The sequence below is a fragment of the Promicromonospora sp. NPDC023805 genome (assembly GCF_040639635.1).
Taxonomy (GTDB): Bacteria; Actinomycetota; Actinomycetes; order Actinomycetales; family Cellulomonadaceae; genus Promicromonospora.
In genome coordinates this window covers 15263-26995 of record NZ_JBFAAH010000035.1, presented here as the reverse complement: position 1 = coordinate 26995, position 11733 = coordinate 15263, and the positions used below count along the sequence as shown (strand labels likewise).

At 70.6% G+C, this 11733-nt stretch carries 8 protein-coding genes; 5 read left to right on the top strand and 3 right to left on the bottom strand.

The window, feature by feature from the left end:
* Window positions 1-77: 77 nt before the first annotated feature.
* Window positions 78-875 (top strand): SigE family RNA polymerase sigma factor, encoded by a 798-nt coding sequence (locus AB0F70_RS24845; RefSeq protein WP_357454995.1) that lies wholly within the window; start codon window positions 78-80, stop codon window positions 873-875.
* A 2-nt stretch (window positions 876-877) separates the two neighbouring features.
* On the top strand, window positions 878-2221 hold the full coding sequence (locus tag AB0F70_RS24840; protein WP_357454992.1) for a hypothetical protein: 1344 nt from the start codon (window positions 878-880) through the stop codon (window positions 2219-2221).
* A 169-nt stretch (window positions 2222-2390) separates the two neighbouring features.
* On the opposite strand, the gene AB0F70_RS24835 is transcribed toward AB0F70_RS24840, so the two are convergent.
* Entirely contained in the window at window positions 2391-3320 is a 930-nt protein-coding gene (locus AB0F70_RS24835; protein ID WP_357454989.1) for an excalibur calcium-binding domain-containing protein, read from the bottom strand.
* 433 nt (window positions 3321-3753) lie between these two features.
* On the opposite strand from AB0F70_RS24835, the gene AB0F70_RS24830 reads away from it, so the two are divergent.
* Window positions 3754-7680, top strand: coding sequence for a TM0106 family RecB-like putative nuclease (locus AB0F70_RS24830; protein WP_357454986.1), 3927 nt, complete (start codon window positions 3754-3756; stop codon window positions 7678-7680).
* A 114-nt stretch (window positions 7681-7794) separates the two neighbouring features.
* On the opposite strand, the gene AB0F70_RS24825 is transcribed toward AB0F70_RS24830, so the two are convergent.
* Entirely contained in the window at window positions 7795-8529 is a 735-nt protein-coding gene (locus AB0F70_RS24825; RefSeq protein ID WP_357454983.1) for a hypothetical protein, read from the bottom strand.
* A 190-nt stretch (window positions 8530-8719) separates the two neighbouring features.
* On the bottom strand, window positions 8720-8923 hold the full coding sequence (locus tag AB0F70_RS24820; protein WP_116677330.1) for a cold-shock protein: 204 nt from the start codon (window positions 8921-8923) through the stop codon (window positions 8720-8722).
* 247 nt (window positions 8924-9170) lie between these two features.
* On the opposite strand from AB0F70_RS24820, the gene AB0F70_RS24815 reads away from it, so the two are divergent.
* Both AB0F70_RS24815 and AB0F70_RS24810 read left to right on the top strand, forming a co-directional pair.
* Window positions 9171-10025 (top strand): aldo/keto reductase, encoded by an 855-nt coding sequence (locus AB0F70_RS24815; protein ID WP_357454979.1) that lies wholly within the window; start codon window positions 9171-9173, stop codon window positions 10023-10025.
* A 254-nt stretch (window positions 10026-10279) separates the two neighbouring features.
* Window positions 10280-11557, top strand: a complete 1278-nt coding sequence (locus AB0F70_RS24810) for an ABC transporter substrate-binding protein (protein WP_357454976.1) — start codon at window positions 10280-10282, stop codon at window positions 11555-11557.
* The last annotated feature ends 176 nt before the right edge of the window (window positions 11558-11733 follow it).

Sequence of the window (11733 nt, the reverse complement as noted above, 5' to 3'; positions counted from 1 at the left end):
TTCCGTTCGTGACAGTCACGAGTCCGCGCGCACTAGCGCCAGAGTCCCGGGTCCCCAAGCCCGTGACCCTGCACGTCGTGCGCGCCGACTCCAGCTCTGCGGACGACCTGGAGAACGTGACCACCGAGCAGAACACCCCAGACTCCCTATCCATGACGACGCCGGACCCGGTGTCGGGCGGCGCCCCAGTGAAGACCCATACCGTGCAGACCCCTACGGTGAAGACCGATACCGTTCCCGCCACCCGGCCGCTCACGGTGGTCCGAGGTGGGGCGGCGGACGTCGATGACGTAGCCTCGCTGCCCGTGCGGACAGACCGGCCTACGGCCACTCACGCGCGCAGGAACGCACAGATCTCGAAGAACGAAGAGTTCACCGCGTTCATGCGAGAGGCCAGAGATCCCCTCCACCGGATGGCGTTCCTCCTGAGCGGTGATGCGCACCGCGCGGAGGAGCTCACCCAGCAGACCTTCGAGCGGTGCTACCGGCACTGGCACAAGGCCAGGGCGGGCGATCCGCTCGTCTACGCCCGGCGTGTCCTGGCCAACCTGCGCATCGACGCCTGGCGGCGCACCCGGCGCGAGGTCCTGACCGGCCCCGACGAGCTGCCCCAGGACGACGTGCGCGTCGCCCGTGCGGCGGCCCGGATGCCCACGCGCACGGTGGACGACCGCGACGCCGTCGTGCGCGCCCTCCTGCGCCTACCCCTGAAGCAGCGCCGTGTAGTGGTGCTGCGTCACCTGCTGGACCTGTCGGAGTCCGAGGTGTCGAGCGAGCTCGGCATACCTCTCGGCACCGTGAAGTCCACCGCCTCGCGCGGCCTCGCCCACCTGCGCGCGATCCTCGACATCGATTCACTGGGCGGAAGCCGATGAACATGAACTCCTCCCACGGCGCCCCGGACGACGACTTCGTCGCACGGGTCCGCGAGTCGGCGCACGCTGCGGTACCCGCGTCGACGCTGGACCTGAACAGCGTCCTGCGGTCGAGCCGTCGTAAGCAGGCCACACGGCGCGCGAGCGTGACGCTGGCGTCGACGCTGGCGCTCGCCACGGTGGGCGCGGGGGCCGCAGGTGCGCTCCCTGGCATCCCGGGTCTCTGGAGCAGTGCCCCGGTCCAGGTCGCGCCCAGCAGCGCGGGACCGAAGGCCGAGGGCGAGGTGATGGTCGACCCGCCCGCGCCGTCGCCCACCGACCTCCCGTTGCAGGATCCGGAGGCGAGGCTCGCCTACCTCGCACCAGGCGTGCGAACGGTGGCCGCGCCAGCGGTCTACCCCGTCGACAGGGACACCGTGGTGCTCGACCTCGGTCTGGATGCCGGGGGCGACGACCGCTACCTCGCGGTGGTGACCCTGGCGAAGATCGACGGGCGCCACAGCGCCACCGACCTGGAGCTGCTCGCCGGTGGCGACACCGCCCTCGAGAACCTCCGCGCGGGGAACCTCGGCGGGACCTTGCTGTGGCGAGGCGTCACGTCCGACGCCATGATCCTGCCGACCGATGGCGGACCGGCGCTCGTGTTCGGCTTCTCCGGCGCGGTGGAAGGGGACCAGTTCCTGGTCTTCGACGACCCGACGACCGGTGGTGCCGCGGGCGCGCAGGGGGCGCCCGCGTCACCGGAGCCCGACGACGCGGCCGCGGGCGCGCCAGAAGCGGGCACGTCGCTCCGGGTCACGCCGTTCGACGTGCTCGGCGACGGCAGCGTATGGATGCGGGTCCTGCAGGTCGACCGTTCGACGGCGGAGCCACGCGGGTTCGTCTACTCGAACCAGGACACGTGGAGCGCCTCGTGGTGCCACAGCACGTCTCCCGAGTGCGCGGTCATCCACGACGTGGCGGGCGAGTCCGTTGAGACGCCAAAGGCCGCCGCACCCGCGCCGATGGTCGCCAAGCTCGTCCCGCTGCTGACCGAGGACGCGGCGGCGAACGAGGTCCCCGCGATGGAGACCTGCGTCACGCAGCGCACCGGCAAGGAGTGGACGGCGCCGCCGCAGCTCACCGGCAAGTCGTTCGGTCAGGCGCCGAAGGGTGTGGACGCCGACGTCTGGCGGCTGTGCCTGATCGACACGAGCGAGGCACTGCAGGTCGCCTCGACGAGCGAGGCTCCGCCGCCCGGCGGCGTGACGCCGCGCCCGGCTCCGAGCAAGGAGCCGACCCAAGCTCCCGAGGACGAGGATCCCCTCGGCCTCGGCGCACTCCTGGAGGGACTCTTCGGGGGTTAGGACTTCCCGGTCCGCGTCTCGTCTGGGGAGATGGCGTGGACCGGGAACACACGAGCGGGCCGAGGCAGAGTCTGGGGATCTGCCTCGGCCCGTTCCATGTCTCCGGCCGGTTCCGGCCCGGCCGCGTCTCAGGCCGGTGCCAGCCGGCCGTCAGCCGGCTTCGTCCGGCCTACTCGCCGTCCTCGCAGGCCGTGCCGTTGCCGTTGCCGTCGAGGTGGGGCATGTAGCCCGGCTGCCCGTTCTGGAGCGGTGCGGCGCCGGCCGCGCGGACCGCGTCGCAGTTCCAGTAGAAGACGGTGCCCGGGTCCCCTCCACCGTTGTCGTTGTCGTTGTTCTCCTGCTCTTCCTGCTGCTGCTGTTCCTGTTCTTGCTGTTGCTGCTCCTGCTCCTGCTGCTGCTGCTCGAGCGCCTTCTCGCGCTCCTCGAGCTGCGCCTCACGGTCGCCCAGCGCCTGCTCGCGCTCTGCCACCTCGTCACTCTGCTTGTCGATCTGGGCGCGCTGCTCCTCGATCTCGGCCTGGTTCGCCTCCATCTCCGAGCGGATGTTCTGCGCGTCGGCGATGGCCTGGTTCGCGTCAGCCTGCTGGCCGGCGGTGACGATCACGCCGATGATCACGCCGAGCGCGATACCGGCCACGGCGACGGCGATCATGATCCCGACCCCTGGCGGACGCGGCCCTCGACGTCCGGGCGCGCCGGGTCGCGGCCCAGCAGACGCCGGTGCGACCGCGACGGGCGCGGACATCACCGGCCCGCCGGGTCCGGTGCGATTCGCATCGTCGATGCTCAGCGGGCCGGGGCCGGGTCGGGACGGGGGTGCCGACGGGCCGGCGTCCGCGGCGGAACCCTTGCCGCCCAGACCCTTGAGTGCGGCGAGCATGCCGGTCGTCGGGCCCTTCTTCGGCCCGTCCGGGGGTGGTGGCGGTGGCGCCATCCCGGGATGCGGCGGGTAGACAGGCTGCGGGCCGGAGCCGGGGCGTGGCGGGGCCGGGGGAGCGCTGATCGGCGCCATCGTCATGGTCGAGCCCATCGCCTCCGCCGACATGCCGGGCGCCGACGGCACCGCTGCCGCCGGGCGGGCCGGCGGAGCGCTGATCACCTGGATCGCGACGGTCCTCGTGTCACCTCCTGCACCCGCCGGGACGACGGCCGGCGGGGTCGGGCCGGGGGAAACCGGGGGCGCGGGTGGCCCGGGTAGTACTGGTGGCGCTGCTACGCGGGTCTCGGCTGCGGGCTGCGGGGCGTCGGGTCGGTCGACCCAGTAGTTCCAACCGGGCGGGGCCGGAGGCCACGACGGGTCGGGAGCCCAGGCGGAATCGGGCCGGAATCCCGGGGGCACCTGCCAACCCGGAGGCGGGTTGAAGCGCACGGGCATGGTTGCTCCTTCGATACGGTCGGCCCCACTATCGGCCATCCAGGCGGTTCGGCGCCAGAACCAGGCGCCACGACTAGGGGTCTAACCGGACATATCTACCGCCTGCGAGGGTGACAGTAGCGCGCTTGTGTCAGGGGTCACTGGTAGACCTGGGTGCATGTTCCTCCTGGAGCGAGACGACGCAGGCACTCTCGTGCACTCCGCAAGCGACCTCGTGATCGCCGGCGAGTGCGAGTTCCGCCTGCTGAGACGCCTTGACGAGCTCCTGGGGCGCAGCCCGCGCCGGCCGCGAGAGGAGGACGAGATGCTCGCCCGCACCGCGGCACTCGGCGAGGACCACGAACGGCGGGTTCTCGACGGTCACCTCCGCACCTTCGGCCCGGCCGACGCCGGACGCCCGGGTGGCGTCCTCGAGGTCCCGGCCGCGCGGCGGATGGCCCGTGACGAGCTGATCGAGGCGCACGCGCGCACGCTGGCCGCGATGGAGCAGGGCGCCGACGTCGTCTACCAGGCCTCGTTCTTCGACGGCCGGTTCCACGGCCGCGCCGACTTCCTGGTCCGCGACCCGCTCGGCGAGATGGCGCACGGGGTCGGTGCACCTCAGCCGCGCTATGCGGTGCACGACTCCAAGCTTGCGCGCCGCACCAAGGTGCGCGCCCTGCTCCAGCTCGCCGCGTACGCCGACCAGCTCATGGACGCGCGGATCGACCCGACCGACGAGGTCCACCTCGTGCTCGGCACGGGGGAGACGACGTCGCACCGGCTGGCCGACCTGCTACCCGTCTTCCGCAGGCGGCGTACACGGCTCGTCGAGGTCCTGGACGCCCACGTGGCCGACGATGCCCCGGTGACCTGGGACGACGGCCGCTACCTGGCCTGCGGCAAGCTCCGCAGCTGCCCGGACTGTGCAGAGGCCGCCACTCAGGCCCGCGACGTCCTGCTGGTCGGCGGGGTGTACGGCGTGCAGCGGTCGAAGCTGTCGGAGGCCGGGATCTCCACCATCGACGCCCTGGCGACGGCCGAGGAGCCCTCCGACGGCATGGCCGCCGCCCGCTTCGAGAACCTGCGCGCCCAGGCGCGCCTCCAGCTCGGGCTCGACGACGGCGACGGCTCGGTAGCGCTCGACCACCTGTCCGACGGCGTCGACCCGGACGGGCCCGACGCACGGCTGCGCTGGCAGCTCACCGCGACGGAGGCCATCGACCGGCTCCCGGCACCGAGTGCGGGCGACGTGTTCTTCGACTTCGAGGGCGACCCCCTGTGGGAGGAGGCCCGCCTGCCCGGGGACGACCAGGCGCGGGCCATGGGGCTCGACTACCTGTTCGGCTGGGTCGAACGCCCCGGTCCGGGCGACGGGACCCCACCCTTCCACGGCCTCTGGGCCGACGACCTGGCGGGCGAGCGCGCTGCGCTGGTCCAGTTCGTGGACTACCTCAACGCACGCCGCCAGACCTACCCTGACCTGCACGTCTACCACTATGCGGCCTACGAGAAGACGCATCTGCTCTCGATCGCGGCACGGCACGGGGTGTACGAGGACGAGGTGGACCAGCTCCTGCGCGACGGTGTGCTGGTCGACCTCTACGCGGTGGTCCGGTCGTGCCTGCGGATCTCGAACCGGTCGAAGTCGATCAAGAAGCTCGAACCGCTCTACATGCAGGACGACCCGGCGCGGGAGGGGGTCACGAGCGCGACCGCCTCGGTCACGGAGTATGCGGAGTACGCGAAGCTGGCCGCTGACGGGGCGGAGCGGGCGGTCGAGCTGAAGCAGCGGATCCTGGACTACAACGAGTACGACTGCCGGTCTACGTTGCGGCTCCTCCAGTGGTTGAGGGATGCGCGGTCCTCCGTGGTCGATTCCGTCGAGGCCTTGTCTGCTGGGGCGGCCGTGGGGAGCGAGAACGCGCGCGCGGATGCGTTCACGGGCCCCAGGGGGCCCTCCACTTCGGGAAGGAATACATCCGCGCGCGCATTCTCGCTCCCCACGGCCTTCGTTGCTGACTCGCCTTCTGGGGGTGGTGAGCCCGCGTCGGGTGCGGTTGGGGTGGCGGGGGTACCACCGGTGGTCGGGTCTGTCGAGGGTTCGGCGGGGCGTGGTGAGGAGAGTGCTCGGGTTGTGGCTCGGCGGGAGGGGCAGGAGCGGCGGCTGGCGTTGGCTGGCGAGATCTCCGCTCGGGTGGGGGAGAACCGTGGGGAGCGGTCGCTCGAGGTGCAGGCGCTCGCATTGCTGGGGGCCGCCGTCGGGTACTACCAGCGGGAGGACAAGCCGTTCTGGCAGGAGCACTACGCGCGACTCGAGCTTCCGCTCGACGAATGGCCCGGTCGGCGGTCGACGTTCCACGTGGAACATGCGACCGTGCTGCGCGGCTGGGGGGTCGTGGGGCGTGATCGACTGCCCTCACGTGAGATCGAGCTGGTGGGGCGCATGCTCGACGGTTCGCGGGTCGACGGATCCGATCTCGGCGTCGGGAACACGGTGCACGTGCTGTACGACCAGCCGGTGCCGGCCGTCGTCGGCGAGCTGGAGGCGCGGGCCGTGCGGGGTGAGCATTCCGGCGGCGTGATCCAGGAGGTTCGGGAACCCGGCGAGCGGGGCGACGGGCCTCGCGGACGCGACGTCGTCGTGCTGCGTGAGCGGCTGTCCGGGGGAGCGGAGTCACACGACCAGGCGCCCGTCGCTCTGGCGCCGCAGTGCGGACCCGCACGCGACGCGCAGGCGCGGGCGGTAGAGGAAGCCGCCCGTGCGGCACTCGCCTCGTGGGACACGGACCGGACGCTGCCCGACGGGGCGGCGGTCGATCTCCTGCGCAGACGGCAGCCACGGCTGGTCGGCGGGGTGCTGCCCGAGCTTGGCGACGAACGGGACAGCGGTCTCGATCTCGAGGCTGCGGTGCACGCCGCCGTCGAGCGGCTCGACCGTTCCTACCTCGCGGTGCAGGGCCCGCCCGGCACCGGCAAGACCCATGTCGGCTCGCACGTCATCGCCAAGCTGGTGGGCGCCGGCTGGCGGGTCGGCGTGGTGGCCCAGTCGCACGCGGCGGTCGAGAACATGCTGAGCGCCGTGGTCGACAAGGCGGACGTGCCCGCCGAGCTCGTGGCGAAGAAACAACGGGCGAAGGGCGCCGAGCAGGCCGGCGGTCAGCCGTGGGAGGAGCTGTCGAGCACCCAGCTCGCGGACTTCGCGGCGAACAGCTTGGGCGGTTGCGTGGTGGGCGGCACCGCGTGGGACTTCGCGCACGAGCGCTGGCCCGACGAAGGGCTCGACCTGCTCGTCATCGACGAGGCCGGCCAGTTCTCGCTCGCCGACACGATCGCCGTCGGCCGGTCCGCTCAGCGGCTACTGCTGCTCGGCGACCCGCAACAGCTGCCGCAGGTGAGTCAGGGCAAGCACCCCGAACCCGTTGACGAGTCGGCGCTCGCCTGGCTCGCGGCCGGCAGCGCCGTGCTTCCGGACGGGCTCGGCTACCTGCTGCCCGAGTCGTGGCGCATGCATCCCGACGTCTGCGCCGCGGTGTCCCAACTCTCGTACGCCGGACGCCTCTCGGCCCATCCGGTCACGACCACGCGATCGCTCGACGGGGTGACACCCGGAGTGCTGCACGTCCCGGTAGTGCACGAGGGGCGCTCGACGTCGTCCCCCGAGGAGGCCGCCGAGGTGGTGCGCCAGGTGCGGAACGTGCTCGGGCGCACGTGGACGCCGGGCGGCGGCGGGCCGTCCCGCCAGCTCGGGGCCGACGACGTGGTGGTGGTCGCCGCGTACAACGCGCAGGTCCACCTGGTCCGCCAGGCGCTGCGCGAAGCTGGTCTCGACGGCGTACCGGTCGGAACCGTCGACATGTTCCAGGGGCGGGAGGCGCCCGTGGCGATCCTGACGCTCGCCGCCTCGACGCCCGACGACGTCTCGCGGGGCATGGGCTTCCTGCTGTCGCGCAACCGCATCAACGTGGCGGTCTCGCGCGCGCAGTGGCACGCGGTGGTCATCTCGTCACCCCGGCTCACCGACTACCTTCCGGGAGACCTGGAGGCCGACGGCGTCCGCCGCCTCATGGAGCTGGGCGGATTCCTGCGCCTGATCGGCGGCTGATCGCCGCCCGGTCGAACCAAGATCCGCTGGTGAGCAACCCGCTGGTCGAGCTTGTCGAGACTGACAGGGCCTCGACAAGCTCGACCGACGGGGCGGCGCCCCGTCCAGCAAGGGTTAGAACTCGCCGCCCCCGAAGTCGCCCCCGCCGAAGTCGCCGCCGCCACCGAAGTCTCCGAAGAAGCCGCCGCCGGCGTCGCCGCCCGCATCGCCCCCTGCGTCCCCACCAGAGGCTTCGACCGGCTCTGCGCCAGCCTCGGCACCTGCTTCCTCGCCGCCGCCTTCACCGCCACCCTCTTCGCCACCGGCGAAGTCCTGGGCGGGGTCTCCGAAGGAGCTGCCGAACATCATGTCCGCCACGGCGGAGCCGATGACCATGCCGCCGATCGTGCCGAGCATGCTCGCACCCAGCATCGAGCCGAAGCCCGGGCCGCGGCTCTGGCCGAAGTTGCGCTCCAGGGTGCCCGGGTTGCGCATCTCCGCGCGGGTGGCCATGCGTGCCAGGTCTCGCGGGTCGTCCGAGGTCGCGCGCTCGTTCTGCGGGACGGTCTCGCTGAGCTGGGCCAGGACCTGGTTGCGCTGCTCGGGCGTGAGTTGCGCGAACGCCTCGGCATGCGCCTCCTCGACCCGGTCCGGCGGTGCGGTGCGAAGCAGGTAGCGGTAGCGCTCGATCGCCACCTCGTCCTCGCTGCGGCCGGTGCTCGCGGCGGAGCCGTAGACGGGTGCGGTGCCGTACTCGGGAGTCTGGCCCGACGTCTGCCGGTACTGCTGCTGCGGCATTCTGCCGCCCTGATACATGCCCGGGGTCTGCTCGCGCGGCTCGCGGCCAAGCAGTCGGTCGAGGAAGCCCATGATCTCGTCCTTCGTAGGTGACGGTCCAGGTGGGAAACGCCCGGCGCGGCCCAACGGTTCCGGATCGAGCCGTCGGTCCACGGGCTGAAATGGCGAAGGCCCGGTCACCTCGAAAGGTGGCCGGGCCGACGTCGTACAACCTGCGACGAGCTCAGATGAGCTCAGCGCGGTGGTTGCGAAGTCTGAGGGATCAGATCGGGCGGATGTTCTCCGCCTGCAGGCCCTTGGGGCCCTGCTTCACGTCGAACTCGACGCGCTGGTTCTCCTCCAGTGAACGGTAGCCGTCCGACTGGATCGCACTGAAGTGAGCGAAAACGTCCTGCCCACCGTCCTCGGGTGCAATGAACCCGAAGCCCTTTTCGGCGTTGAACCACTTGACGGTTCCGAATGCCATGTACTGCTCCTTGCATGAGGCGACGACCCCGACCGTCGGGATCGCATAATCACGGTGTCGTCGTCATCTCACGGAAGAACGATCGAGGCACTGCAATGTTCCTACCCTACCTGCCAGACGCAAGGAAAGCCCGACCAATCTCGAGTGACTTGCATCCGACTTGTCTCCGAGGCGTCCGAAGCCCGGATTTCGGGGCCTCGTCCACGGTGTCTCGACGGTGTCGGAGGCGGATGTTAGAACGGATGGCATGAACGCAGCCACCGACATCCCGTCCGTCAAGCTCAACAACGGCGTCGAGATCCCGCAGGTGGGTCTTGGCGTGTTCCAGGTGCCCGACAACGGCACGCAGGCGTGTGTCGAGACGGCCCTCGAGCTCGGCTACCGGCACATCGACACAGCTGCCGCCTACTACAACGAGGAGGGCGTCGGCGCGGCCGTCCGGGCCACCGGCGTCCCGCGCGAGGAAATCTTCGTCACCACCAAGCTGCGCAACGGCGACCAGGGCTACGAGAGCGCACTGCGGGCCTTCGAGGACAGTCGCCAGAGGCTCGGTCTCGACGTCGTCGACCTGTACCTCATCCACTGGCCGGTCCCCGGCCGCGGTCTGTACGGAGAGACGTGGCGAGCGTTCGAGAAGCTGCTGGCCGACGGCGCGGTGCGGGCCATCGGGGTCTCCAACTTCCTGCCCGAGCACATAGACCGGCTGGTCAGCGAGTCGGACGTGGCGCCGGCGGTGAACCAGGTGGAGCTGCACCCGACCTTCCGCCAGCCCGCCACCGTCGAGCGGAGCCGGGCCCACGGCATCGTTCCCGAGGCGTACTCGCCCCTGGGGCAGGGTGCCGACCTGGAGGCACCGGCAGTGCTCAGCATCGCGAACGAGCTGGGCGTGACGCCCGGCCAGGTGGTGCTTCGCTGGCAGGTGCAGCACGGCGTGATCCTGATCCCGAAGTCCGTGAACCCGGAGCGCATGGCGACCAACCTCGACCTGTTCTCGTTCTCGCTGACCGAGGCGCAGATGGCCGACATCGACGCCCTTGACTCGCCGGACGGCCGGATCGGCGCGGACCCGGCGACTGCTTCGTTCACACAGTTCCGGAACTGATCTGAGGGCCGACGGCGGCGTGTGCGGGGTGCGGAAGGGCCCCGTGCCGAGCTGCCGTCGGCGCGTTTCTTGCCGGTTCAAACCCTGTTTCACCCCTGCTCTTGGGGCACAGTGTGGCCTGGGTAACATCCTCGTAACGATCGAGTCGGTGCGGCGGACTAGACACATTGGTGACACAGAGTGTGACTACGTTCACGCCACGACGAGGCAAGTCGCCGCGTCCGGTTCACTCCCGCTCGAAGGGGAACAGCAGAATGATTCGACGTTCCACGGCGGCGCGCGGTCTTGCGATCGCCGCTGTCCTCAGCGTGGGCCTCGCGGCCTGCTCCACCACCTCCGGAGGCGGCGACGGGGAGGGCTCGTCCGATCCGCTGAAGATCGGAACCCTGCTCCCGCTCACCGGAAACCTCGCCTACCTGGGCCCGCCCGAGGTCGCGGGTGTCGGCCAGGCAGTAGACGACATCAACGCCGCGGGCGGCGTCCTCGGCAACGATGTCGTGGTCGAGAACGCGGACTCCGGCGACGGTGACAACCTGCAGGTCTCGACCAACTCGGTCAGCGAGCTGCTCGGCAAGGATGTCAGCGCCATCATCGGCGCGGCGTCATCGACGGTGACCCTCAACGTCGTCGACTCGGTGACCGAGGCCAGCGTCATCCAGGTGTCGCCCGCCAACACCTCGACCACGCTGTCGGGCTACGACCCGCTCTTCGCGCGTACCGCCCCGCCGGACACGGTGCAGGGACAGGCGCTCGGTTCGCTCATGCTCGAGGACGGCCACCAGAAGGTCGCCTTCCTCACGATGCAGGACGACTACGCGACCGGTCTGCGCGACAACGTGCAGAAGGCCATCGAGAACGGCGGCGGTGAGGTCGTCTACGGCGGCACCGACGAGGGCACCGAGTTCGCCCAGGCCGAGACCAACTTCTCGAACCCCGTGGCGGACGCACTCGCCGCCAAGCCCGACGCGATCGCCATCTTCGCCTTCGAGGAGACCAAGGCTGCCATCGCCGAGCTGGTCACCCAGAAGTGGGAGTTCGCCGGCAAGACGTACCTGTGCGACGGCAACACCGCCGACTACTCCAAGGACTTCGACCCGGGCACGCTCGAGGGCGTCAAGGGCACCATCCCCGGCGCCGACGCTCCTGAGGAGTTCAAGCAGCGCCTGAACGACTGGTACGTGGCGGAGAACGACGAGGAGCTGAGCGACTACGCGTACGCGGCGGAGTCGTACGACGCCGCCATCCTCGTCGCGCTCGCCGCCGTTCGCGGTGAGGGCACCGACGGCCAGACGATCGCGGACAACATCCGTGCAGTCTCGGGCTCGGAAGAGGGCGCCACCGAGGTCTCGACGTTCGAGGAGGGCGTCGAGGCGCTCGAGGCGGGCGACCAGATCGCGTACCAGGGTGTCTCCGGCATCGGGCCGCTGAACGAGGACAACGACCCGTCGTCCGCGTTCATCGGCGTCTACGAGTACGACGGCGACAACAAGAACATCTGGACCAAGGTCGTCGAGGGCTCGGTCGCAGGCTGATCTGATCGCTCCTGGTCCTCGCTCCTGATCACTGAATGACAGGACTGCAAGACGATCGGCCCGGCCACCTCTCTGGGTGACCGGGCCGATCGTTGTCGAACTGCGATCCAAGCGGGTGTCGAAGCGGACACGGCACCCGCCACCAGCCGCGCTACCGACGGTCCGACGCTGGTCTG

Bases quoted from the DNA above. Each gene is read 5' to 3' on its own strand.
- AB0F70_RS24840 (WP_357454992.1), top strand. From the start codon at position 878: ATGAACTCCTCCCACGGCGCCCCGGACGACGACTTCGTCGCACGGGTC.
- AB0F70_RS24830 (WP_357454986.1), top strand. From the start codon at position 3,754: ATGTTCCTCCTGGAGCGAGACGACGCAGGCACTCTCGTGCACTCCGCA.
- AB0F70_RS24825 (WP_357454983.1), bottom strand. From the start codon at position 8,529: ATGGGCTTCCTCGACCGACTGCTTGGCCGCGAGCCGCGCGAGCAGACC.
- AB0F70_RS24820 (WP_116677330.1), bottom strand. From the start codon at position 8,923: ATGGCATTCGGAACCGTCAAGTGGTTCAACGCCGAAAAGGGCTTCGGG.
- AB0F70_RS24815 (WP_357454979.1), top strand. From the start codon at position 9,171: ATGAACGCAGCCACCGACATCCCGTCCGTCAAGCTCAACAACGGCGTC.
- AB0F70_RS24810 (WP_357454976.1), top strand. From the start codon at position 10,280: ATGATTCGACGTTCCACGGCGGCGCGCGGTCTTGCGATCGCCGCTGTC.